This is a genomic window from Ruegeria sp. BHSA191 (assembly GCF_059613325.1).
On record NZ_JBXWSH010000025.1, the window covers coordinates 1 to 23,546 of the forward strand.

The 23,546-nt window shown below is 55.9% G+C and carries 22 protein-coding genes and 1 pseudogene; 13 read left to right on the plus strand and 10 right to left on the minus strand.

The features are described 5' to 3' along the window. Positions 1-114 (minus strand): annotated as a pseudogene (locus tag AC2FNS_RS17180) (IS6 family transposase); the annotation flags it as partial. 295 nt (positions 115-409) lie between these two features. Here AC2FNS_RS17180 and AC2FNS_RS17185 point away from each other — a divergent pair. Continuing rightward, the gene (locus AC2FNS_RS17185; protein WP_093964988.1) at positions 410-895 is read left to right on the plus strand and encodes a hypothetical protein; all 486 of its coding nucleotides are present in this window, start codon (positions 410-412) and stop codon (positions 893-895) included. A 2-nt stretch (positions 896-897) separates the two neighbouring features. On the opposite strand, the gene AC2FNS_RS17190 is transcribed toward AC2FNS_RS17185, so the two are convergent. After that, entirely contained in the window at positions 898-3,759 is a 2,862-nt protein-coding gene (locus tag AC2FNS_RS17190) for an AsmA family protein (RefSeq protein WP_496803922.1), read from the minus strand. Between the two features lie 527 nt (positions 3,760-4,286). Here AC2FNS_RS17190 and AC2FNS_RS17195 point away from each other — a divergent pair. From AC2FNS_RS17195 to AC2FNS_RS17210, 4 genes are all read left to right on the plus strand, one after another. Further along, positions 4,287-4,868 (plus strand): DUF2796 domain-containing protein, encoded by a 582-nt coding sequence (locus AC2FNS_RS17195; protein ID WP_306372403.1) that lies wholly within the window; start codon positions 4,287-4,289, stop codon positions 4,866-4,868. A gap of 5 nt (positions 4,869-4,873) precedes the next feature. Beyond that, positions 4,874-5,569, plus strand: a complete 696-nt coding sequence (locus tag AC2FNS_RS17200) for an ABC transporter ATP-binding protein (RefSeq protein WP_496713239.1) — start codon at positions 4,874-4,876, stop codon at positions 5,567-5,569. After that, positions 5,566-6,816 (plus strand): ABC transporter permease, encoded by a 1,251-nt coding sequence (locus AC2FNS_RS17205; protein WP_093964986.1) that lies wholly within the window; start codon positions 5,566-5,568, stop codon positions 6,814-6,816. Before AC2FNS_RS17200 ends, AC2FNS_RS17205 begins: the two co-directional genes overlap by 4 nt. 206 nt (positions 6,817-7,022) lie before the next feature. Further along, positions 7,023-7,676 (plus strand): DUF3299 domain-containing protein, encoded by a 654-nt coding sequence (locus tag AC2FNS_RS17210; RefSeq protein ID WP_226698654.1) that lies wholly within the window; start codon positions 7,023-7,025, stop codon positions 7,674-7,676. 31 nt (positions 7,677-7,707) lie between these two features. Here AC2FNS_RS17210 and AC2FNS_RS17215 read toward each other — a convergent pair whose 3' ends face one another. The 5 genes from AC2FNS_RS17215 to AC2FNS_RS17235 form a co-directional block, all read right to left on the minus strand. Beyond that, positions 7,708-8,493 carry a porin family protein gene (locus tag AC2FNS_RS17215; RefSeq protein WP_093964984.1) on the minus strand — a complete coding sequence of 262 codons (786 nt, stop codon included), beginning with the start codon at positions 8,491-8,493 and terminating at the stop codon, positions 7,708-7,710. 99 nt (positions 8,494-8,592) lie between these two features. Further along, the gene (locus AC2FNS_RS17220; protein ID WP_093964983.1) at positions 8,593-9,933 is read right to left on the minus strand and encodes a metal-dependent hydrolase family protein; all 1,341 of its coding nucleotides are present in this window, start codon (positions 9,931-9,933) and stop codon (positions 8,593-8,595) included. A 73-nt stretch (positions 9,934-10,006) separates the two neighbouring features. Beyond that, entirely contained in the window at positions 10,007-11,554 is a 1,548-nt protein-coding gene (locus AC2FNS_RS17225; RefSeq protein ID WP_496713234.1) for an amidohydrolase family protein, read from the minus strand. Between the two features lie 103 nt (positions 11,555-11,657). Beyond that, on the minus strand, positions 11,658-12,548 hold the full coding sequence (locus tag AC2FNS_RS17230) for a transporter (RefSeq protein WP_496803923.1): 891 nt from the start codon (positions 12,546-12,548) through the stop codon (positions 11,658-11,660). Positions 12,549-12,550: 2 nt separating this feature from the next. After that, a complete protein-coding gene (locus AC2FNS_RS17235; RefSeq protein WP_496803924.1) occupies positions 12,551-12,715 on the minus strand; it encodes a hypothetical protein in 165 nt (54 codons plus the stop codon). A gap of 169 nt (positions 12,716-12,884) precedes the next feature. Between AC2FNS_RS17235 and AC2FNS_RS17240 the strand changes: the two genes are divergently transcribed. Beyond that, a complete protein-coding gene (locus AC2FNS_RS17240; RefSeq protein ID WP_496795788.1) occupies positions 12,885-13,814 on the plus strand; it encodes a helix-turn-helix domain-containing protein in 930 nt (309 codons plus the stop codon). A 73-nt stretch (positions 13,815-13,887) separates the two neighbouring features. Here AC2FNS_RS17240 and AC2FNS_RS17245 read toward each other — a convergent pair whose 3' ends face one another. After that, positions 13,888-15,861, minus strand: a complete 1,974-nt coding sequence (locus AC2FNS_RS17245; RefSeq protein ID WP_224890509.1) for a mechanosensitive ion channel family protein — start codon at positions 15,859-15,861, stop codon at positions 13,888-13,890. A gap of 176 nt (positions 15,862-16,037) precedes the next feature. On the opposite strand from AC2FNS_RS17245, the gene AC2FNS_RS17250 reads away from it, so the two are divergent. Together AC2FNS_RS17250 and AC2FNS_RS17255 are read left to right on the plus strand one after the other, a co-directional pair. Beyond that, entirely contained in the window at positions 16,038-17,171 is a 1,134-nt protein-coding gene (locus AC2FNS_RS17250) for an alpha/beta hydrolase (protein ID WP_496795787.1), read from the plus strand. Positions 17,172-17,407: 236 nt separating this feature from the next. Continuing rightward, on the plus strand, positions 17,408-18,271 hold the full coding sequence (locus AC2FNS_RS17255; RefSeq protein ID WP_224890507.1) for a bile acid:sodium symporter family protein: 864 nt from the start codon (positions 17,408-17,410) through the stop codon (positions 18,269-18,271). Between the two features lie 42 nt (positions 18,272-18,313). On the opposite strand, the gene AC2FNS_RS17260 is transcribed toward AC2FNS_RS17255, so the two are convergent. Continuing rightward, positions 18,314-19,261, minus strand: a complete 948-nt coding sequence (locus AC2FNS_RS17260; RefSeq protein ID WP_496713226.1) for a MipA/OmpV family protein — start codon at positions 19,259-19,261, stop codon at positions 18,314-18,316. A gap of 136 nt (positions 19,262-19,397) precedes the next feature. Beyond that, positions 19,398-20,102, minus strand: a complete 705-nt coding sequence (locus AC2FNS_RS17265; protein ID WP_496713224.1) for an IS6 family transposase — start codon at positions 20,100-20,102, stop codon at positions 19,398-19,400. 700 nt (positions 20,103-20,802) lie between these two features. On the opposite strand from AC2FNS_RS17265, the gene AC2FNS_RS17270 reads away from it, so the two are divergent. The 5 genes from AC2FNS_RS17270 to AC2FNS_RS17290 all read left to right on the plus strand — a co-directional run. Further along, positions 20,803-22,179, plus strand: coding sequence for a site-specific DNA-methyltransferase (locus AC2FNS_RS17270; RefSeq protein WP_496803925.1), 1,377 nt, complete (start codon positions 20,803-20,805; stop codon positions 22,177-22,179). Further along, the gene (locus tag AC2FNS_RS17275) at positions 22,176-22,559 is read left to right on the plus strand and encodes a DUF5681 domain-containing protein (RefSeq protein ID WP_496713536.1); all 384 of its coding nucleotides are present in this window, start codon (positions 22,176-22,178) and stop codon (positions 22,557-22,559) included. Before AC2FNS_RS17270 ends, AC2FNS_RS17275 begins: the two co-directional genes overlap by 4 nt. Then, positions 22,552-22,941: a DUF5681 domain-containing protein gene (locus tag AC2FNS_RS17280; RefSeq protein WP_496713535.1), complete on the plus strand. Its 390-nt coding sequence runs from the start codon at positions 22,552-22,554 to the stop codon at positions 22,939-22,941. Before AC2FNS_RS17275 ends, AC2FNS_RS17280 begins: the two co-directional genes overlap by 8 nt. Positions 22,942-23,067: 126 nt before the next feature. Continuing rightward, positions 23,068-23,313 (plus strand): DUF3489 domain-containing protein, encoded by a 246-nt coding sequence (locus AC2FNS_RS17285; RefSeq protein ID WP_496713533.1) that lies wholly within the window; start codon positions 23,068-23,070, stop codon positions 23,311-23,313. Continuing rightward, positions 23,310-23,546, plus strand: a 237-nt coding sequence (locus AC2FNS_RS17290) for a DUF2924 domain-containing protein (protein ID WP_496803926.1), incomplete at its 3' end; no start/stop codon positions are given. The genes AC2FNS_RS17285 and AC2FNS_RS17290, both read left to right, overlap by 4 nt.

Sequence of the window (23,546 nt, forward strand, 5' to 3'; positions counted from 1 at the left end):
CAGCAGATCTTCGACATTCCGCAGCGACAAAGGGAAACGAACGTACATCATGACCGCCAAGCGGATAATTTCCGGGCTGCTATGAAAGTATTTGAATGGATCACACTTGGGCATGGCCAGAGGCTACGAAACCGCCCTGCCCGCCTCAACCAAATTCCTTCTGACAACACCATTGAGAATATGCAAGAAATTCTCGTTCCAATACAATACCCTCCAATCGAATGGGCAAACTGTGTAAAGATCAGATTCTTGTCAAGTTGGGCTGTGCTCCATTATTGTTCCTCATAACGCCCAAATATGCACGCTCGGTCCAGTTGGGCCTACATGCCCACAGCAAGTCCCGTGCCGTTGCTCTTTGGCTTACACGGAGTGCACAGTCAGCAAGGCTCCGCGGACTGGCGAGGAAATGATGAAACATCTGGTGATTGGCTTAGTATGGGTCGCCCTTTCGGGAAATTGGGCAGAAGCTCAGGTCTCCGAATGGGGCACGAGCGGCGACTGGCATGTTCGCATAGACGCAGCGGTCGGAAACGGTTGCTACATCGAGAAGGATTTCGAAAGTGGCATCCGGCTTGCCTTCGGCTACCTGCCAGACCTCGAGGGCGGGTTCATTTCCGCGTTCAGCGCCGATTGGTTGGAAAGGCCGTTAGACGAGACGGGTAACGTGAAGTTCTTTACCTCCGAAGAAAAATTCGCCGGGGAAGTGGAAATGATGGTCCGAGACGGAATGCCCGGCGGCAGGGCCTTTTTTAACAACCCGGCATTTGCCCTAGAAATCGCCAAGCGCAGGTCTCTGCGCGTGTTGGGACCCGAGGGCGGGGAATTCGAAGTGGACCTGACCGGATCGGCGCGGGCCATCGCCGAGATGGAGCGTTGCCAAGCCGCACAAGGTTGAAGTCAATGCGGGCCCGTGCGTAGAGCAGGATCGGGCGCGGCTCGAATCTGGGCTACATCCGCAATGCAAGGCACGCGAGAGTCCGGCATGGTAATGGGTTCGGTTGCTCGCCGTTTGTTGCGCTGGACCAACTTCACAATTGGCTTGGAAAGTTGCCCGCTGATCTCGAAGGGCCAGGCGCTGCGTGCCAACGGACGACCGAGAGGGCGCGGCTCAGCCCGCAGGTCGATCGTGTCTTTCAGGTAATCGAGATCGCCTTTGGCAACCACTTGCACGCGGGCAGTCTCCAGTACAGCGTCGTTTATCGTGACTCGCCCGCTGTCAAAACGCAGCGGCGCACGTATGCAAGAGATCGGCGAAAACCCTGCACGGCGATCCGCAGAAAAAAGCCACGGTAGAACGCCCAACCCAGCGAGATCGATCAGGGTCGTGGAAACCTGCCCGGGCCCCATCTCAATCTCGGCGCTACCAGTAAGGCTGCTGGCAAAGTCCTGCGGTTCGGGAAAGCGCGCGGCAAGGTCAAACCGGCCGGTCAATGTACCTGTTGCATGCACTTTCCCGCCCAGACCATTGGTCAGCCGGCCCACGTCCCAGCCCCCTGTACTGCCGGACAATTCAATCCAGTCCGGACGGTTGAGAGCGTCTACCGTTGCAAAGAACGAAGCAAAACCGCCGCCGTAATCGACCCTGAGCGGGCCAAGCCATGCGCGTCCGTTTTGGGCCGTGAATGCACTGGCCATGTGCGAGATACCTTCCTGCCCGATGATCTTGTCGAATGTGATGTCGATCTCGGCGTCAAGGACTCGCAAGAGTTCCGCAGGATTCTTCAGAGCAGCGAGGCTCAAATCTCCCGCATCATCACCCAACACCAGCGGCTGAAAGTCCGACAGGTCTTCAACGGCGGGCGCGGGGGACGGAAGGACGAGCGGCTGGAAATCCGACAGATCCTCTTCCCTCAGTTCCGGCTCGGCTGCGGGCAACACCAGCGGCTGAAAGCCCGACAAATCCTCGCTAGCGGTGGGGTCGAGGTGTTCTTTCAACTGCACTGACCGCATCTCCAGATAAACACCGGGCTCGCGGGATACTTCCCGCACGGTACGGATCGCGTTCTGCAAATCACGAAGATACACCGCCTTGCTATTTATGGAGCCGCGCAATACCGGCGCGCCGGCGATGATGTTCAGATCGCCCATCAAGGAGATACGGGTTTCGCCAGTGCTCACTTCACCGCTGGCTTCAATCCCCTTGCTATGGCGGACCAGATCGAGGGCGACCCCGGCAGCGCCAGTATCCACGGGGGTGAGTTGCAGCGCTTCCAGAAAAGAGGCCCCGTCAGGCGCGGATAGCGCGACGGAAAGGCTTGTATCCTTAAGGGGAAACAAGCTTTCCGAGCGTAGCGAGAGGTATCCGTCCCACAGATCGCTGTCGCGTTCCTCTATTTCAAAGTCCTCCAAAACGGTCCGCCCGTCTACTTCGGTTATGTACACATGCCCAAGCAAGCGACCGAATTCATGAACGCGCTCGGGGCGCAAGGTGCGCAGGACCTGCGCGGCAGGCAGGTCGAGATCGCCTTTTACATCATATCCGCGCAGATTTAGCAGATCGTCCATGTGCCCCGCAGCGGAGAAAAACGGCTTGTCCAGCGGTCCGAGCGCAAAGGACACGTCACGTAGCGCCAACTTGCCGTCTGGCGTTCGCTTTATGTCGCCGACGCGGAAAGGACCGATATCGCTGAGATGTTCCGAAAAGGCGTTAGTCGCAAGGTTGAAATCCTCGATGGACAGCAGCTTGTCCGCGCCAACCAGACGCATTCCGAGAGCTTCGGGTCTAATGTCGCGGAGAAAGATCGCCGGCGCGGTGAGGGTTTTCTCGCCAAGAAGATCAACATCGAGTTTCAGATCGAATTCCGGCGGCTCGCCAACTTTGCGAAGAAAGCCGGCGAGTTTTACGCTTTGACCTTTTTCAAGCGTCAATAGTGTTTCGATTTCCTCGAAGTCGTACAAGCCGTGCCGACGTAAAAACCGCGCCTCGAGCCGCCCGGAGCCATGTACCTCGCCGCGTAGCGAAAGCGCCTGCAATACTGCGTTGAGGTCCTCGGTCTTGATCTCAAGCCTGCTGTCGAACCCAAGTGGGCCCAGTGATGGATCGGAATTTCCCCTCATGCTGAGATCCGTCACGCCGATACGGCTGGTGACCGAAAATGCTTCATCTTCAGGGAAAACGCCATGCAATGTCACATGCTCATCGTTTAACTTTCCGTCGAACACGAGCGCCACCTCACGCTCACCGGCTACCGCTTTCTGATCAACTCGGAAGGTATCAAGAACGAAATCGAAGACGAACCCGGTTTGGCGATTTTCTACCGCCACCTTCATGTCGGAAAAATGGATGTCACGCGTGCTCATGAAGCGGATGAGCGCCGGGCTTGCGTCCGACGATGACATGCCGCGCTTTTGGTCAATCGATTTCTGCGCCGTTCGCCAACTCGTCCTGTCGTCTTCAAGGCGGAGCAGTTCCATGCGCAGACCGTTTGCCTCGATCATTGGGAGCTGCGTCCATCCCGCCGCCCCCGTCCACGGAGCAAGGTGCAACCGTGCCGTCTCCAGTGTCAGAAGCTCAGTACCCGGCATAGCCTCTGAAGGTAGCCGCAGCCCGGTGGCTTCGAGCGAGAAGGAGGGGAAAAAATCAAGGTCAACGTTTCCCTCCACCAATACCGTCTGACCAAGCAAATCTGTCAGAAAATCAGCAGTAAGCGCATTGCGCCACGAACGGAAGCTGCTGCTCTCCAGCACAAATGCGAGACTTGCGACGAACCCTGCAAGAAAGACTGCGCTTAAACGGATAAGTCGACGATTTATTCTCATGGCTCAAGGGGGTTCAATCTGCAAAAGCGACTTGTTTTCTCATACGAATTTCAGCTTATTCCGGCTCCGTTCATTTGTATAGCGGTGTCGGTCTATGTAGATCTTCATCTATCACTCTTCGTTGGATTGGTTTAAAGCTGCGCATGAGCTTTCGCACGCCTTCGGGCATTGCAGGTTGAAATTGACCTCGACCGTTGCGCTGCCTCGTTCGGCGAAATCGGGGCAGTGGCATTTGAACGTGTTTGTGCGTACTGACGGGCCTTCAGTCTGGCTGTTTCCGCAGCGGTCACCGCTTCGGTCCCACGAAAAAAGCAGTCCCAGTCTAGCGACTGCCGAAGCGCTCGGATTTTTGTCCGGGACTGAGCATCTGATCGAGAAAATTTCGTGTGCTTTCACGATAACATGAGTGCAAAGCGGTCCTGCTATTGTTAACTTGGACTCGACGGCACAGCCCGGCGCTCTTGCCGACGTTGTGCCGGATTTGATATGTAAATGATATCTTTTTAAGCGCACGAGGAGCCACATACGTGATCAAGCGAACTTTGCTAGTTTTCACCTCGCTTGCCACTACCGTTTTTGCCAGTGAAACACGGTCGCTTGGCGCCCATGAACACGGCGTCGGCGTATTGAATATCGCGGTGGACGACACCACGGTTTTCATGGAGTTTCACGCTCCTGGAGCCGATATCGTCGGTTTCGAGTATGCGGCGGTGAACGCTGAGGATCGCAATGCCATAGACACGGCCGTAGCGACACTTGCCCGTCCACTTAAACTCTTCATCCTGCCGGCCGCCGCAGAATGCAGCGTAGTGCAGGCCAGCGCCGAGTTGGAAGGCGAAGGTGCACATGGCGAGCAGCATGCGCATGAAGAAGATCATGCCCACGAACATGATGAACACGGCGCCAACGAAGCAGGTCACACAGAGTTTCACGCCGAATACACCCTGACCTGTGCCAATGCAGACGCAATTACCGAAATCTCGTTTGGTTACTTCGACACCTTCTCGAACGCTCGAGAGTTGGAGGTGCAGATCGTTTCGGAGACGGGTGCACAAGCATTTGAAGTTGAGCGCGATGAGCCGACGCTGGACCTGCGTGGCTTCTTCTGAGCTTGCTGGGAGGCGGCAACATAGACCTCAAGAATGTCCGCTTCCGTTGGCCGGGGCGGAAATCCTTTGGTATTTCGGTCTCGGCTCTATCCGTGCGGGCGGGCGAAACCGTCCTGCTTCTTGGTGAGAGCGGTTCGGGAAAATCGACGCTTCTATCTCTGATCTGCGGAACCATCATTGCAGACAGGGGAATTGTGACCGTGTCAGGAATTGATCTCAAGACACTGTCAAGTGGGAAGCGCGACAGGTTCAGAGCGGAAAATATCGGTGTCATCTTTCAGCAATTCAACCTGTTACCCTTCGCATCGGTTATCGACAATATCCTGCTGCCCCTTCGCTTCGCTCCCGAACGTAGAAGTCGTTGCCTGGATGAAAATAAGGACGCCGCCAATCTTTGCAGTGCCCTTGGACTGCCAGACGGCATCGTATCCAGCAAGGCCGCGAAGCTTAGCGTAGGTCAGCAACAGCGTGTCGCCGTCGCACGCGCCCTGATCGGTCAACCGCCAATCCTGGTTGCAGATGAGCCAACCTCTTCACTCGACGAAACATCGCAAGCGACCTTTTTGGATCTGATGTTTGAGCAAGTCCGCGCACAGAACTCGACCCTTTTGATGGTCAGCCATGACCCGCGTCTGGCCGAGAGATTCGACCGAGTGGTGCGCATGTCCGATACCGTAGAGACCGACAGGCAAGCCGCGTGATCTTGCGGATCGCCTTCGGCTCGTTGATGGCACGCGCTCTGACCGTCGCCATGACGATACTCGCAATCGGCTTGTCGGTTGCGCTGTTCCTTGGCGTGGAAAAAGTGAGGACTGGAGCAAAGACGAGTTTCGCGGATACGATCTCTGGCACCGATCTGATCGTTGGGGCGCGCTCGGGATCGGTGCAGCTTCTTCTTTATTCCGTGTTCCGCATTGGCAACGCGACAAACAACGTGACCTGGGAAAGTTATCAAGACATCGCGGCGCGTGCGGATGTTGACTGGATCGTTCCCATATCGCTCGGCGACAGCCATCGCCAGTTCCGGGTCATGGGAACGAGTGCAGCCTTTTTCGAGCACTACAAGTACCGGAACGGGCAAGATCTGGCCTTCGAATCTGGTGTCATCCTCGATGATCTCTTCGACACGGTCATTGGATACGATGTCGCCCGGACACTGGGGTACTCGATAGGCGATCCAATTATCATCGCGCACGGGCTCGCTTCTTTTACCGAACACAGGGATCAGCCCTTTCGCGTGTCCGGCATCCTGCAAAAAACTGGCACCCCCGTTGATCGGACAGTGATCGTCTCAATGGAGGCCATCGAAGCGATCCACGTTGATTGGCAGAGCGGCGCAAGGATGCCCGGCCAGACCACACCGCAGGAGGCTATCCGCCAGATGGACCTGACGCCGAAAGCCATCACTGCAGCACTTGTCGGGGTGAATAGCCCGATACAAACATTCGCGTTGCAGCGCGCCATCAATGAATACCCCGAGGAGCCCTTGCTTGCGATCTTACCGGGCGTGGCCCTTCAAGAGTTATGGGGGATCGTTGGTGTCGCAGAGACTGCATTATCTGCTGTGTCTGTCATGGTTGTCGCTACCGCGCTCATCGGCATGATGGCGACGATTTTTTCCAGTCTCAACGAGCGCAGGCGCGAAATGGCGATTTTTCGGGCTGTGGGAGCCAGCCCAGCGGCAATTATGGGGCTCCTTGTCTTCGAAGCAATACTGACTGCAACTGCGGGAGCCATGTTGGGTTTGGGCATGCTCTATCTCGGCCTGGTCGTGGCGCAGCCGATGATTGACAGCGCCTTCGGCCTGTTCATCCCGATCGATCCGCCAGCTTTCAAGGAACTGCTCGTCCTGATTTCGGTGGTCGCTGCTGGTGCAGGCGTAAGCCTCGTCCCAGCCTTGCGCGCCTACCGCTTGTCCTTGGCTGACGGCATGACGGTGAAAACATGAAGCACTTGCACAGGGCCGCAGAGGCCAGTGGGCCGCGAAGCGATGTCCGGTTGCTGATTGGTCCTGATCCCGGAGACAGAGCGCATAGCGATGTGCGCAATGATGCTACTAACCGCCGGAAACTATGGTACTGTCTCGGGTGTGTGATGGTGAGCACGGGAAACATGAACGCCCGTATAACTAGGAACGCTTGAAAGGAGTTGATGGTGAAAGACCGCAAGCTGATTGTTCTCGTTTCCACATTGGGTCTGCTGTTTGCAGTATCTTCGGCCTCTGCCGAACGACTGGTTCTAGGCTGGGACACATTGGCGCCACCGCAGGCCGTTATCGAAGATCCATTTGCCAAACTGACCCGAGACCAATTGGATGCACTCAGGCAGATTCTCAGGTTCGAGAGTTCAAAGAACAGCCCGACTCCTTCCATGACGTCCAAAAATGCAAGCGAACTCCGCGATCGGCTCTTGGGTGAAGGTCTGGACGTAGATTGGCTCTTCGAGCAGCGCGAGCGCATCATAGAGAAACGCCGCGCCCAGAGCACCGCGGTGAACCCCGAAATCATAGGAGCAGAAGTTCGTATGCCTGGCTATGTCCTGCCGCTCGAATTCGACGGGTTAAAAGTGACCGAGTTCCTGTTAGTCCCTTACGCCGGTGCTTGTATCCATACGCCTCCACCTCCGGCAAACCAGATGGTGCATGTTACTTATGAAAAAGGGATTGAGGTTTCCGGGCTGTTCGCGCCTGTATGGATCGAGGGGGAGATGAATGCAGCCTATTCCGTGCAGGACGTAGGCTTTTCCGACGGTGCATCGCGCGTGGAAGTGGGCTACGGGATGTCTGCCGAAACGGTAGAACTTTACTGATACGGCAGATACTCACGCGCTGCGGCGTTTATCAGAAAGAAAACTTTACGCCCAGAAACGGTCCGCCGAGATTGAGGTCATCGATTGGTCCGAAATTGTCCAGATCAAAATCCATGTAGCGGTAACCGATAACCAGATCAGCCCGGTTCATTCGATAGTTTGCAGCAAGTGACGCTTGCCAGGTCAAGTCGCTGTTGCCGGCGCCGATGTCCCCATAATAGGACAAGTACCATTTATCATTCAGCTCCGTAATGCCACGAAGGCCAACGACGACGTCCCAGTTGTTGCCCGCTTCATTTTCTCTGATAACCTGCCCGTCGATAGGGGAACCACCAACGGCTTCCGTGGCGTCCACCTCGACTTTGCCATCCAGCCACAGGAATCGGACCCCACCCGTTGCGTGCAGGGTAGTCCCTGCTGTCTTCATGATCTTGTACCCAGCACCAAAAGTACTTTGGAAGCCCTTCAGGTCAAAAGAACCATTGACGTCAACCTCGATCGGGCCAACCGATGCGGAGGTGCCTGCGGAGTCCCCGAGATCAAGGTAAAATGCATCTGCAAAGAATAGCCAATCGTCTTTCTCTGCGAAAATAGCGCCCATGAAGCCAAGCTTCAGGTCTTCGATAATCGTGTCGATGGGCATCGATATGTCAGCACCCGTTGTGGTTTCACCCCCAAGATCAGCGCCCCAGAAGTAAACTTCGGCCTGCCAGTCCCAACTGCCTAGTCCGGTATCCTGTGCAACAGTCACGTTCGGAGCGCAGATTATTGCCGCGACCGGCAAACACACTGCCTTCAGACATTTCAAAGCATTCATGTCGATTTCCTTCCTATTGCCAGCTCGTAATGCAGGTGTAATTTCTGCCGGAAGGAAGGCGGGATTCTTATCCCAATGGTCACCGTTCCGGCGGCGGTATCATTCAAGCGTGTTCTTGTAGATGACGCCGTCTTTCATGATAATTTTGATGTTGTCGCTATCTGTCACCGCGCCCAGGTCCTCAAGCGGATTGCCTTCGACCAGCAACAGATCGGCATAGTTGCCTTCCGCCACCAGCCCGAGAGTGCCTTCAAGATAGGGGTTACGCATATCGCCGCTCATTGCGAAAAGCTCTCCGGCGTTGCTTGTCGCCATGCGCAATATTTCGACGGGCTCAAACCAGTCCAGCAAACGCTCCATCTGCTTGGCCTGCTCTTCAGCAACCTCGGATGGCACGAAGAACAAATCTGTACCGTAGGTCACTTTTAATTCCGGGATTTCTTTGGCCCACTGATACACTTTGGCTGTGCCTTCACAAACAATCGCGAGCTTGGCATTCGAAAAATCACTAAGCTGCGGTTCGGAGCAGACCGTAAAAGGCTGCGTGCTCAGGAACACACCTTCATCTGCCATACGCTGGAGCGTTTCTTTGTCCAGTAGTTGCCCGTGCCCAATATCCTTGACGCCCGCATCAATCGCGCGATTAATGGACTCTTTGTGATAAGCATGGATCGTGACATAGGTGCCCCAGTCAGCAGCCGTATCGACAGCGGCCTTGATTTCATCAAAGGTAAACTGGTTTCCCAACAGAGGATCAGCCGGCGAGGAATAACCGCCGCCAGCCATCAACTTGATCTGGGATGCGCCATGCCGCAAATTCTCGCGTGCCGCTGCCAGTACCTGCGGGACCCCGTCAGTGAGATACCCATCGCCCGACTTGTAAAGTGGGGGAAGATCGCCGCCGAAACGGGGGTGGGTTTGATTGGGGAAACGAAAATCGCCGTGGCCAGCAGTCTGTGAGAGTGGCCCTCCGGACGGATAGATTCTCGGGCCGGGAACCAGCCCCTGATCGATCGCTTGCTTCAGTCCAAACGAAGCTCCGCCCATGTCCCTTACCGAAGTGAAGCCACGCATCAACATGTTTTCAGCGTCTACCGCCGAGTGAATGGCATTGTACTCTGGGAGGGCAGTAAGAAATGCGCTCTGGGGCAACGTGGTCCACGTAATATGCGCGTGGGTATCGGAAAGCCCGGGCATCAATGTGCGACCACCGCCGTCGATCACCTGACCGCCGGCGACGGCGATATCATCCGACGAGATCTGGGTAATCAAGTTGTCGGTGACAACGACGTTGACATCTTCCATCAACGTCTCGTTCACGCCGTCGAAAACATCGACATTGGTGAACAGGATGGGGCCGTCCTGCGACACGGCGACCCCGGTTGAAAGAATAAGCGCGAGAGACGCGCTCAATGCTGTTCTTGACTGTCGTTTTACCATATCGGCGTCTCCATTTCGTTTTTCCATTTCAGTTTATGACGCTACCTGCCGACCAGCGATTGTCAAAGCTCTCTTATTCGACCACAGGATTGCGGATCGCGACACCAGCCGGGATGTTCTGCACGACAGAGTCGTCCACCACGACCTGTCCATTCACGATGACGAAAGGGATACCCGTGGTCGGCAGGGAGTTCTCTCCGATCGTCGGGGTCGCATTGTCGGTCACGGTCTCCGGATCGAAAATCGTGATATCCGCCGCCATACCTTCCTGCACACGCCCGCGCTGCTTCATCTGCGGGACATGATCTTCGAGGAACCGGGCCGGCTCGTAGCTCATTTTGGACAGCGCGTCCATTAGTGAGACCTTGCCCTCTTCGCGCACCATGCGCAGGATTCTCCCATGTGTGCCTGCACCCCGCGCGTGACCGTTTGCTGACCCGTAGGGCGTGTCAAATGTAGCGGTGAAGCCCAGCTTGTTTCCATCGGCGTCGGTGATGATCCAAGGCATCCCGTCCGATCCGACAATCACCCCCGGTCGGGTGAAGGCTTCCTCGATGTATTCTTCTTTCATGGTGTACATCAGCAGATCGGTTGCAGGTGCTTCCTTGCGCAGACGATCGAATTCCTCGTTAGTCAGTGGCTCGCCAGTCGCGGCCAGTTTGTAGTCCGAGGCCTGAATACCCATGCGCGCCTCGAAACCCGGTGCGTTGTAATCGGCATCCACGTAAGTTCCGGCGTATTGATAAGGGTAGAATTCGCCGATTACTTTCTGCCCCTTGGCGCGTGCCGAGTCGATCAGATCAAGGCAATTGCCGGTCAAGCCAAGGCAGTTGCTGGGGACATGGTGGACCAGCAAGGGCACATCGTTTTCCCGAGCGATGGTCAGCATTTCGGTGAGGCCCATGAAACCACTCGGCGGAATTTGCGCCAGATACCGCACATGCGTCGTGATCGGCAGATCGTACTTCCCGGCCAGCGCCGTGACCGCCATCAGTTCCGGGCTGCCAACCACAGTGTAATATCCGATGGGATAGGCGATCCCGATCCCGCCCTGCTTCAACTCCGCCTCAATCGCGTCGACGATTGCAACCTCGTCAAGTGGATCGAAGGTCTTGGTCTTGAATTGTGCGCCATCGTTCATGGCCGCCCCCATCGCGGCGCTGTAAAGAAGCCGGCCGTCGGGTTCCTGCCCGTCGAGCACCGCAACGCGCGCGCCAACATGCGCCACGTTCGTTCCGTAATTTACGAAGGATTTGCCGTTCCAATAGTCGTAGAAATCGGACACCGGAAAGGCGCCCACTTCGAGGTCCATCGGGGTCGTTACGCCATCCCGGACGTAAAGCTTGTGCCCGAATTCGGACTGCGCGTGGCTGTGAAAGTCGATGAACCCGGGGGCAACGACATGCCCGGTCGCGTCGATTTCTCGCGCACCGTCAAGGTCATCCGTACTGATCTCGGTGATGTAGCCATTGTTGATGCCCACGTTGGCCACCTGATCGAAGCCGGTTTCGGGGTCCATCACGCGGCCATTGTTGATCACTAAATCGAAGCTTTGCGCATAGGCTGTAGAGGCGGTCATCACGGATAAAATGAGTGGCAGAGCTGTTAGCGAGTTCTTCATTTAAACCTCCTATGGTCGTTCAACGGTCTGCGCCACGAATAAAGAAGTCAGCACCGGGCTGACTTCATCGTGACGGCGCGTCGGTAAAGTTCATTGATCCAGATCACTTCGGGAACAGGAAGGTGACGTTGAAACGCAACCCCCAGTCGGGTCCACCCGACGGCGAGTCGAGGTACGGGCGCCCCGCCAGTTGAAAGCTGACCGGTTGCTGGCCGAAATGCACAAGCTTGCTGACGCCGATATTCAGCGGCGCCGTCCATTCTTCCTCATTCCAATCGTAACTCGCTTCGGCATTGATCGAAAAGGTCCAGGCGTCAGGCGTCGTGTAGGTCAGGAAGGGCTGCAGGAAGGTCGCATTGGTCTTGTCCCGGCCATCGGACGGGCTGTCGACGCCCCAGATGTGGTTGACGAGGGCGCCATAGGTCCAGCCATTCTTCTGTTTCAGCGCGACAAATGTTGGACCAACCCCCCAGTTATCGGAGGAGAATTCGTCCTTGCCTGTTGGCAGGAGCAGCACCGGGCCCGCCCCCCAGATCCAGCCACCTTTGGTCGGTGCCTTTGGCGAGAAGAAAAAAGACTGGACGATATCGCCCAGCCCCGAGGTGTCGCTGCCGCCGATGACCGGCGAGTCCAGATCAATTAAAGGAACGATCGTCCGTGAAATCAGATTCCAGTTATCGGAAAGATCGAACGGGATAACCGGCTGCACGTTGAGAACCCAGCGATCCGCATCCGCCTCCCCTATACCGGTGTCGTAATTCAACTGAAACGGGACGCTTATCAGGCTGGCGACCGGGTTCGACAACTGCTTGGCCAATTCAGCGGCCTCCCCCGGCGCAGGGCTGCCGGAGGTGTTCGGAACGGGCACGCCACCAGCAGTCGCGCCTTGGGTGACGGTGTCGCCGGAGGAAATCGCGGACGAGGACTGAGCCAGCACGCCTGTCGGCAGCGAGACCGCAAAAACAAGCGAAAGCTTTGTAAGTGTCGAATTCATTCTCACGTTAAGGTCCCTTCGAATCGATGAAACTGGCGGCGGCGGAAACTGAAGACGTGGATCGCGTCCTCGTTCGGGTTGAATTCGCCGCGATACGACGAGGCATCTTCAGCTTGACCACGAGGCATCTTCAGCTTGACCACTTCGTGCTCCAAACTTTCAATCATTGGATTAAGTGTGCGCTTGGCGGGTTGGATTTGGCAATTCCATAAAGATACGATTCTTCCTACATTGGGCGCCATTCTTCCCTAAACGCTGGATTCATCGAAAATACATGTTAAATTCAGCCGTGTGGCATGGTTAAAAAATCGCATACATGACCGCTTCTTGAACCGAATGCCGGTAAAAGAAGCTGAAGTCGTTCAGATTTCGTCGGGGCAAATGAACTTCCGCACGATGGAGTTCTGGGGCCGCGACACTTTCATCCTCAAGATTGCAAGCAGCGCCTACGCGTCGTTCACCGCACGTCCGCATCCCGGCTGGATCGGACTTCTTACCCCTATGTCTTGGACGGGTGATTTCCGGTTGAATGCCTGTCGGCACGAGCTCAATAGCGCCTATTACCTCGACGGCACCCATGAATACACCGTGGCGTGTCAGGACTCGGTGAGGCTCCTTGTGGGCATCAGGCGACGCGTAATGGACTCTGTCCTTTCGGAAATCTCTGGAGACATCGATGTGGATTTCCTCTCTGGGAGTCGCATTTTCGACGACTGCTCGGAGTGCGTGTTCGAAATGGAAGAGATGATTTCTTCCCTTCAAACGGACGGCATTCGTCATGCCGCCACTTTTGAAGGCACGAACCTGTCACAAGACCAAGAACGAGCCGTCGTTGCGAAGGTCGCGCACGTACTTTTGGAGAAGATGGAGTGCCCCACTTCGGCATGGCTCGGCCAAATCGACGACTATCACATCACGACAACGATCCGAGATGCGATCAGGGACCGTCCCTTGCATGAAGATCTGCGGCTTGAAGAGCTATACGAGATCGCAGGTGCCGGTAAAAACCGACTGCACAAAAGCTTTGTCAATGTTTACGGTGCACCGCCGGTGCGTTACCTGAAATTGCGGCGGCTGTGGCGGGCAAGGCAGTTCTTGCTGGATCCCAAGAACTCAAACTGTAAAATCGGGGATGTCGCATTCCAATTCGGCTTTCCGTCAAGCGGACGGTTAGCGAAAAGTTATCAAGCCGTCTTTGAGGAACTGCCACGCGATACGGTCAAACGCGCAAAAGGTACCGCGTCACGCGGCGCAGAGGTCCTGTAAGCCATTGCCGATCTAGCATGGTCTGAACGCAACTTGAACGTTTCGAAGAAGGCCCCGTCAAGCCTGCGACGTGTCAACTGGTCTTGCCACTATCGCCAGGCTTCCCGTCGTCATCGGGTTGCGCGTTCGTTTCATCCGCCGGTTGATCCTCGGTCGGGGACGCGGAAAGCGGCTCGGTGACCTTTGCCGTCTCTTCTTCTGGCCCGAAGTACTCAGGCGAACCCCGCGGCGGATAGCGCAACGTACCTTCCAGTCGTTCCCGCACCTGCGAAGAAAAGTTCGGAAACGGAAGTTGCCGTTTGTATCGCCATCGCCCAACCTCTTCAACCGTCGCTTTGGACTTGGCTGCGTCGAGTCCTGCATCTTTCGACAGATAGACGGTCTGACTTGGAAACGCGAAGCCCGTGCCCGATGCCTCGACGATTTCCTTTATCCGGAAGAAAACGTCTTCGCGGATCGCGTAAAAGTCATTCCATTCCCGAGTTTGCGCATAAACACGAACGTCAATATCCAGAGAAGATGCGCCATATCCAACAAACCGCACGCGCGCCGTCTCGCTCTTGATACGGGGATGGCCGTGCATCATTTTCCGGATTTCGGCCAAAACAAAGCGGAGTTGATCCGTGTCGGTTTCATACCGGAGACCAATGACCGAATTGATCAGCATCTCGTCGCACTGGGCCCAATTGACCAACTCCATATCGACGAACTTCGAGTTTGGTATGGCGATGAGCGTACGATCCAGAGCGCGGACATGCGTGGAGCGTACGCCGATGCGTTCGACCGTACCAGCCTGACCGCCGAAGGAGCAGTAATCGCCAACACGAACCGACTTTTCGAGATACAGCACAAACCCACTAATGAGATTTTCCAACGTTGGCCGGATAGCGAGTGCAACCGCAAGACCGCCAACACCGAGACCGGCAAGAATGCTGAGCAGTGGGAAACCCATGGTCTGCGCGCCAAAGGCAAGTATCCAGATCACTCCCACCAAAGCGATGATGTGGTTCAACAATCTCATCATGCTATCGTCCGAAGAACGATCAGAAGACATGCGGCGCGCGGCGATCTTGTCAGACATGTACTCCATGAAGTTCCAGAACGTCCAAGCCAGAGCGCCGTAGATGACCGCTGTTGCAATGAAAGTCTCTGTTCGCGCGAAAGAGCCGGTCAAGAAGAGTTGGTAGTTGAAAAACTTGTTCAGCAGATAGATCAGGATGACCGTCGAGCCGGAACGGATGAGCCTACCTGTGCTCGCCCTGATTTCACCGGCCACAACTCGCCGTTTCACGGCCGATTTGAGCCAAATCAGCACGCTCATGACGAAAGCCAGCGACAGAAAAGCAAAAACGATCTTCCAGAGTGGCGTTCCCCAGTACAAGCCCTTTGAAATATCGGGCAAAGACCTTTCCAGAGCGGCGGGGATCCAAGGGCCGCTAAACTGCAGAAGTCGCGTGCTCCATAACTCGTCCAGACGCTCCGGTGTTTGCGTTGCGATTTCTCTGAGATATCTGGGCGCAATCTTCGAGGAATTTGCCGAAAACAGGAACTCGCCTTCCCGCGGTCCCGCGTCAACTCTTTGCAGAATGAGAGGCGTGCTCGGAACAGGATAGTAGTCGGCGATTTCCGACAGGTCCACAGTATGGTCCGGCAGTACAACGAACTCGGCAGGATCGACCTGCTCGATGATGTCGATGAGTGCAAGGATGGTCCTCAGGCTAGAGTCGCGCCGCGTCGCCGTGTTTTCCGCCGACACGTCCAAAAGAGAAATCAGGGCATCGGCAAGTAACTCGATACGGTGATAGTTTTGGCTTGATTTTTCCTGGCTATAATTCGCGTTTGCTTCGACCAATTCGTCGTGCAGGTTTTGCAGTGTTTGGAGAGTATGGTAAGGCGTATGTGTCAAAACCGGTGGCAGGGCCGCGTCCGGATCGACCTCCTCGGTGATCGCTTGCGCGGACGTCTGCGACGTCAGAAGAGAGACGCAGAGAAGCGAGGCAAGCAATCGACTCGCGACTACGGAAATCAGGCTTTTGATCATCTTCATCGCTCGAACGTAACCGGATTTCGAATTTCTGAAAGGGCTTTCGTCGCCTTGGCAACGCACTACAGCATGCAGGAAAACTCTTCCATCTTGAATTCGCAAAGAAAACGGTTTTTGCTGGCTGCACGCGGGGGGGGGCACCGGTTCAGCGCCCGAAGAACAGCATTGGGAGTAATGGCATGGCGAATGGTACTATTGGCATGCGACTGGTTTTGCTGCTTATTCTTGGCTTGGCGGTTTCCGCATGCAGCCACCGCGAACAGGCGATCATCGGTGTACAAAACCCGAACGTACCTATCGAAGAGATTGCAGGCACGAAGACGCACGACATCTACGTTCTGACCACGCGGCAGCCTTCGGCGGACCCGGCATTAATGTTCTCCGGGCAACGTGGCGAACTGAGTTATGCCAGAGTGACCGTGACAATCCCGCCGGGTCATAAGCGGGGTCAAGTAGAACGCCCTAAACGCCTGCCACCTGATCCCCAAAAAGATATGACAGTTATTGATCCGGTACGGTTTTCGGGCGAGCGGCAGTTCGTCACCGATATCAATAAGGCCATAAGAGCAGCGCCAGACGAAGAAGACTCCATTCTGGTTTTCGTGCACGGTTACAACACCACGTTCACCGACGCCGTTGTGAGGCTTGGTCAGTTCGTGGAAGACTCCGGATTCGACGGCGTGCCTGTGCTTTTCACCTGGGCGTCCGCCGGAAAACTGACGGACTATGTGTATGATCTGAACAGCGCTCTGGCTGCACGAAGCGCCTTGATTGAAGGTTCAGATACACTTATTGGGACCAATGCAAAAGCTATCAATCTTGTTGCGCATTCCATGGGAAATTTTCTGAGTGTAGAGGCCATGAAGCAGGCGCGTATCCAGAACAGGTTTGACAGCAGTGGGAAGCTCAGAAACATCATATTGGCCTCGGCAGATATCGATGTAGACGTCTTTGCTGAACAGATGGCCGTATTTGATCCGTCAGAGCGCAAGTTCTACGTCCTGATCTCTGAAGATGACAAGGCGCTGTCAGTGTCGCGATTTCTTGCAAGGGGGGTCAACCGGGTCGGTGACGCCGATGTCGCAACGCTTGACGCCTTAGGTGTGACTGTGATCGACTTAACAAAGGTCGAGGATACGAACAGCACGAACCACACGAAGTTCGCTGACTCGCCGCAGGCCGTCCAAATTCTTGGAAACGAAATGCTGAAGGGCGATTCACTCCATACCGGAACCGTGGAACCGGGAGTTCTCGGTAACATCTTCGTTGACATGACAAATGCGGCTCAGAGCTCGATAAGCCCGGGTGGGTAGTCGCAACGTCACCTAATCGACCGATCAAAGATAGGATTGGTTTTCAACGTCGCGTTCGCGCATGCATCACAGGACGACATATAGTTTTTGTTGCGCAAGCGCCGGTTGGAATGTGACATCTCTAATTCAGCTTATTTGTCGGTTCTGTAGCTTAAGGATTTCCGGACCACGACATCCCAGGTCAGAGATGGAACGCACGGCCATTATTTTTCGACATCATTGAGGAGCGATAGACTATGGTTGGCGCGTTCGAACAGGCGCTGCTCTCAGCGATGGTCATTCCCATCATGATCGGTATGGGTGCATCACTTACACCACGAGATTTCAAACTCGCGATCCACCCGCCTAAAAGGCTCGCTATTGGCATCGTCTCGCAACTTGGCTTCATGCCGCTTATCGGGTTCGTGCTGTCGATAGCTCTTGGGTTGCTAGAGCCCGTCGCTGTGGGGCTTCTGATACTCTCCTGTATGCCGGGTGGTACCACCTCGAACATGTTCACCTATTTTTCGCAGGGGAACCTGGCGCTTTCGATATTGATGACGGTAACATCGACCGTTCTCGGCGTTGTGCTGATCCCACTGATCTTGTGGATTTATGCTTCAACGTTGGAATTGGAGATCCCGCTCAAGAACATCGCAATCTCCCTTGCTTCGCTTCTCGTCCCTGTCGCTTTGGGCATGATCATACGCCGTTCAAATGCTCGTGCCCGAGCCTTGGCGGAAACCATGGGTTCCGCCGTTGGGGTGTTTTTTATCGTGTTTATCGTGATAACGTGGGTGCCCAGAAACTGGCAGTTTCTATTATCCACTTCATCGACAACTTACACCGCAGCAATTCTACTTGGGGTGTGCGGTATTCTGGTTGGGCTCGCCTTTGCTGTATTACTCCGCCTGCATCCGCGCGACGCCCGGACGATAGCGCTTGAAACTGGAATTCGGAACGGGCCGTTGGCGATTGCAATCATCGCGCTTTCGTTTTCTGGCGAAGAACAGCAAGCGACCGCGGCGGTTGCAGCGCTTTACTCGCTTTTCATGCTGCTCATTTCGTCACTGGCTACCTTAATTTTTCGGCGAAACACATTTTGGCGGACACCAGATTGATCGCTTCGTTCCAACAGTTAGGCGGTTGCGCCTCGAGCATTGCTAAAACGCGCGCGAGACTCCAAGTCCGAATACAAGCTGATCCCTGTCGCCCCGTTCCGAAACAATCGGGCTGTCTGCCGCGTCGTTAAGAAGTCTCGAAAACATCAAGCCGCCTCCTACCAACCATGTGCGACTAAGCGGTTGGACATAGACGACCGATAGGCGGACGTCACGAACACCGGATTCCGCCTCGAACACGGAAAGTCCACTGTCCGCCGCGCCCGCCGGACTGACTGAAAAGAATGTGTCCATGTAGTCTGACGAACCGTAAGTCGTGCCAGCATAAAAACCAAGAGCGGCGAACTTACCTACGGGCATCCAACGCCGAGCAGAGGCAGCAATCGTGTAACCGTCGTTATCACCGGTAACACCATGAGTGAAACTCGCGCCGACAGACCAACGCTCTCTCGGGTCACTGCCGACATTCTCATAAGATATAAACCCGCCCAATTCGAACGTTCCTTCGATGTCCGGCAAAAGATCCACGATCGGATCATCCACGTCTTCTCGGCCGAACCGATACATGCCCGCAGGCCCGGCGCGCCAGTTGCGATTTTCCAAAAGGTTGATCGTAGCATAGTTTACTTCGAGAGAAACGTAGCGCTGTTCGCCAAAAGAATACCTGCCAAAGGGAGCAACGCCTACCGCAGCACCATCTGACCCAAGATATTCCGGGTAACTTCCAATGCCGAGACCAAAGTAACTTGGAAGATACGTGGGGGTCAAAGAAAGGAACTGGGGCTCCGCGATAGCGGAAGCTGCGATAGTGGACAGGCACGCTGCGAAGGCAAAGCAATCCGTTTTCGTTGCTCGATACATGGCATTTCGCCTCCTTTTTGTAAGAAGCATTGGTCGCGGATTTTCTAACGCCCTTTCAAGCACGCGATATCTGCAATGAAAATGTGCGAATTTCTGGAAAATACCGAATGCGAGTTTTGTCAGCGACATTTGCTTCGCATCAAGAGGTATAGCAAATGGTTTCGGTCAACCCTGATTGAAAGGATCTGAGCTAAACCCGAATAAAAAAGGTTAGCGGAACGGTACACTGGATGGGGTTCTGTCGCAAACTTTAGATGGCAGAGCATCAGTTGAATTGGAGATCGGTTTGCCCTGCCAGTTGGGCGAACTGCTGAAACGGACGGAGGCCGGGCGTGAATTGACCTTTGCGGATCATGTTGACCAGTTCGATGCCAGCCAGGGCAGATGCAGCTGAATCGAAAGACTTGAAACCCAGCATGGGCCCGATCCGACGTTTGATGAAGCGATGGTCTTGTTCAATGATGTTGTTGAGGTATTTCCGTCTGACCATCTCAATCGGTACCGGACAACCAAAGCCTTTCAGCATCTTGTTTATTGCTTTGATGCCAGCTGTGTTCGCACCGCTTTTGTCGATGACAATTTTCCGTGGCAAACCGTTCGCCCCAAGCGCACGAGCGAAGAACTTGGTCGCAGCCGCTTTATTCCGGCGCTTGGATAGCATGAAATCAAGGGTCTTTCCGTGTTTGTCGATGGCGCGATAGAGACAAACCCACTCACCCTTCACCTTCACATAGGTCTCATCCATGCACCATGAACGGTCGGCAGGGCGCTTTTTGTAACGTGAAGCATCAGCTACAAGACCGGCATATCGACTCACCCAACGGTTCAGCGTCGCGTGATCCAGTTTAACGCCTCTTTCCGCCATGATTTCTTCCAGATCCCGATATGACATACCGTATCGGAGATAAAAGAAAACAGCGTACAAAATCACTTCTTTCGGAAAGTGTGCGCCCTTGAAAGACATTGTCACGGTCTGCTCCTGTCATTTTTGAGCATGCGCTACCAAAACTACGTTTGACCTGACAGGTGGGAACTAACTTTGCGACAGAACCGCTCCGATCTGGTCTCCGTGTTGTCCGAGGCCCGCGAGGTTCCAGAAATGAAAGCCCATGCAAGCCCGCGTGATTGGGTGGAGATCGGCTGCGGCTGGCGCGACAGGACGGCTACATGGAGCGCTTGAACGAAACTGCACAGGATTGGGTGCCCCATAGACCTCAACACGATAACAAGAGTCAATTGATACGACTGACATAAAGAGCTGAGATCGGATCGGCAGCAAGTCCCCTCCAGCAGCTGCCAACGGATAAGGCACTGACAAGAAAGCAGCCCCTAACGGGGTCAATTGGCGGGCGAAGAATGCAGAACAATACATGAACATGCAAGATTCTGTATAAGCCATTTATATGTTTTAGATTTTTCCCTTGCGTTTAACCGATGGCGATCCCATCTCTTTTCCACCCACGGTTCATTGCCAGCTTTGGCATCTGAACGACGGGTCGAACGGCGACGACTGCGCCATTCGCAGATCAGATCACCCTGATCCCTTGTGAGCGACCCAGAGGGTCCTGCTTACGCATCAACGCAGAGACCGCGGTGTCCAGCACCGCATGAAAGTTTCGAAGGAGCCCTCCGGGCTGTCCGGCGGGCGTGGTGCATGAGGAGGACCTACTGTGCCGAATGCGAAGACCGGGGCGAAGAGCCCGACCCTGCCGGAAACGCTCCGGCTCAAGATCACATACCGCAAGGTGGCAGATCTCAAACCCTATGCGGGGAATGCCCGCACCCATTCCGACAAGCAGATCGACCAGATCGCGGCGTCGATCCGGCAGTTCAGCTTCGTGAACCCGGTTCTGATCGATGCCAACGATGGCATCGTGGCCGGGCACGGCCGCGTCGCCGCCGCACGCAAGCTCGGATATGACGAAGTGCCCGTCATCGAACTGGCACATCTGAGCGAGGCCGAGCGGCGCGCCTATGTCATCGCCGACAACCGCCTGGCCGAGCTGGCTGGCTGGGATCGAGAGGTCCTCGCAATCGAGCTTCAGGCGCTATCCGAGATGGATCTCGACTTCGATCTCGAGATCACCGGGTTCGAGACGGCCGAGCTCGACCTTCTGCTGGATGACGACGATGCTGGCGATCGCGATCCCGCGGACGTCGTCCCCGAGGTCTTCGCGGGTCCTGCAGTCACCCAGCCTGGCGACATCTGGCAGCTTGGGCGCCACAAGCTGATCTGCGGCGATGCGCTGGATCCAGATACATATCAGCTGCTCATAGGAGACGATCGCGCCCGTGCGGTCTTCACCGATCCGCCGTATAACGTGAAGATCGACGGCCATGTCTGCGGTTCCGGAAAGGTGAAGCATCGCGAGTTCGCCATGGCGACTGGCGAGATGGATAAAGCCGGCTTCACCACCTTCCTCCGCGATGCTCTCGCCGCCATGGCCGATGTCAGCCTCGATGGCGCCATCCACTTCGTGTGCATGGACTGGCGCCACATGGACGAACTGAGCGCGGCTGGGGCCGAGGTCTATTCCGAGCTCAAGAACCTGGTGGTCTGGGCCAAGACCAATGGCGGCATGGGGACCTTCTATCGCTCCCGTCACGAGCTGATCTTCGTCTACAAGGTCGGCACCGCAAAGCACCTGAACACCTTCGGCCTTGGCGAAACTGGTCGCTATCGGACGAATGTCTGGGACTATCCCGGTGTCAACAGCTTCGGCGGGAACCAGGAAGACCTGGCGCTGCATCCGACCGTCAAGCCGGTCGCGCTGGTGGCGGATGCCATTCGTGACGTGACCCGGCGTGGTGATATCGTGCTCGACGGCTTCGGCGGATCAGGCACCACGCTGATCGCGGCCGAACGCACGGGCCGTGTGGCTCGCCTGATCGAACTCGACCCCCTCTACTGCGATGTCATCTGTCGGCGCTTCGAGGCCCAGACGGGGCAGCCGGCACGGCTTGCGGACACGGACCAGACCTTCGCCGATGTGGCCCTCGGTCGCGCAGTCGAGGCTGACACCACAATTGTGGAGGCGGCCGAATGACGGCAGAGGCTCCCCCCAAAGTCGGATACATGAACCCGCCACAGCATACACGGTTCAAAAAAGGCAAGTCCGGCAATCCCCGGGGTCGCCCGCGCAAGCAGGAAGACCTAAACACGGAGTTGCACCGGGTTCTCAACCGCAAAGTGCGGGTCAAAGACAATGATCAGAAACTGCCGATCCGGGATGCGCTGATGTGGAAGCTCCGCGATCTGGCGCTGCAGGGCGACAAACAAGCCATGGCTCTGCAGCGGCGCATCATCGATGAATCCGGTATCAGCGATCCAAATGCCTATTCGCCAGAAGAAAAAAAGAAACAGATCCTCCGCAACATCCAGCGGATGATTGCAAAGACCAATGCAAAAGAGAACCGCGATGAGTAAAGACGACAAAATCGGCTATGCCAACCCGCCAAAGTCCACACGCTGGCGGAAGGGTCAGTCTGGCAACCCCAAGGGTCGGCCGAAGACGAAGTCCGAATTCATGATGGACGCCGCACGGATCCTGACCCAGCCCGTCGACGCCCGCGCACCGGACGGCACGACGGTTCGTTTGGGCGGCATCGAAGGCGCCTACCATTCGCTCTGCCGCAAAGGTCTCAAGGGGCACAAACCGTCGCTGCTCGAAGCGATCCGGATCATGCTGGAAGTCGGCCCGGCTGTTAAGGCAAAAGAGGAAGAGCAGAAAAACAAGCGGCAGGAAATCTTGGAACGGCTGGAGCGTATGGGCGTCCCAATCTCAGAAGATTCCAAACTGCGCAAATAGCGCCATTCCAAACTGGACTTCCGACGCGCCAAGAGCGTCACTGTTGCCACGCCCGGCAGGAACATCCCGGGCGCATCTCGGTACCAGGGCCAGCATAATGCTGGCCCGGAGAACCGAGGAGCAAACATGTCCACATCCAAATCGACACCCCCGCGCGAGACCAAGTCCGCAATCCTGCGCAGACTGCTGAGCCGCAAGGCCGGCGCGGATCTTGGTACTCTGCAATCCGCTACCGGCTGGCAGCCGCATTCAGTCCGCGCCGCGTTGAGCGGTCTGAGGAAGGCCGGATACACGATCGACCGCGCGGATCCTGCCAAAACCGGCGGCGGCGCGGTCTACCGCATCACCAGCGGCCCGGAGAGCGCGACATGAGGCCCTCCCTGGCCGAGATCGAGACCATGGACCGGGCGGCGCTGAGCGCTGCCTGGGACGCGGTCTTCGGTACACCCATTCCGAAGCGCCTCAGCAGTCCGTTCCTGCGCCGGTACCTGGCCTTCGAGATGCAGGCCCGGGAATCTGGCGGATTGCCCAAGGGCTTTTTCGGCATGCTCACGAGAGCGGTCCGCGACGACCAGGGCACCAGTAGCCCCACCCTGAAGCCGGGA

Bases quoted from the DNA above. Each gene is read 5' to 3' on its own strand.
- AC2FNS_RS17280 (WP_496713535.1), top strand. From the start codon at position 22,552: ATGAGTAAAGACGACAAAATCGGCTATGCCAACCCGCCAAAGTCCACA.
- AC2FNS_RS17235 (WP_496803924.1), bottom strand. From the start codon at position 12,715: ATGATTGAAAGTTTGGAGCACGAAGTGGTCAAGCTGAAGATGCCTCGT.
- AC2FNS_RS17240 (WP_496795788.1), top strand. From the start codon at position 12,885: ATGCCGGTAAAAGAAGCTGAAGTCGTTCAGATTTCGTCGGGGCAAATG.
- AC2FNS_RS17230 (WP_496803923.1), bottom strand. From the start codon at position 12,548: ATGAATTCGACACTTACAAAGCTTTCGCTTGTTTTTGCGGTCTCGCTG.
- AC2FNS_RS17215 (WP_093964984.1), bottom strand. From the start codon at position 8,493: ATGAATGCTTTGAAATGTCTGAAGGCAGTGTGTTTGCCGGTCGCGGCA.
- AC2FNS_RS17260 (WP_496713226.1), bottom strand. From the start codon at position 19,261: ATGTCGCTGACAAAACTCGCATTCGGTATTTTCCAGAAATTCGCACAT.
- AC2FNS_RS17255 (WP_224890507.1), top strand. From the start codon at position 17,408: ATGGTTGGCGCGTTCGAACAGGCGCTGCTCTCAGCGATGGTCATTCCC.
- AC2FNS_RS17225 (WP_496713234.1), bottom strand. From the start codon at position 11,554: ATGAAGAACTCGCTAACAGCTCTGCCACTCATTTTATCCGTGATGACC.
- AC2FNS_RS17190 (WP_496803922.1), bottom strand. From the start codon at position 3,759: ATGAGAATAAATCGTCGACTTATCCGTTTAAGCGCAGTCTTTCTTGCA.
- AC2FNS_RS17185 (WP_093964988.1), top strand. From the start codon at position 410: ATGAAACATCTGGTGATTGGCTTAGTATGGGTCGCCCTTTCGGGAAAT.
- AC2FNS_RS17245 (WP_224890509.1), bottom strand. From the start codon at position 15,861: ATGAAGATGATCAAAAGCCTGATTTCCGTAGTCGCGAGTCGATTGCTT.
- AC2FNS_RS17220 (WP_093964983.1), bottom strand. From the start codon at position 9,933: ATGGTAAAACGACAGTCAAGAACAGCATTGAGCGCGTCTCTCGCGCTT.
- AC2FNS_RS17275 (WP_496713536.1), top strand. From the start codon at position 22,176: ATGACGGCAGAGGCTCCCCCCAAAGTCGGATACATGAACCCGCCACAG.
- AC2FNS_RS17285 (WP_496713533.1), top strand. From the start codon at position 23,068: ATGTCCACATCCAAATCGACACCCCCGCGCGAGACCAAGTCCGCAATC.
- AC2FNS_RS17250 (WP_496795787.1), top strand. From the start codon at position 16,038: ATGGCGAATGGTACTATTGGCATGCGACTGGTTTTGCTGCTTATTCTT.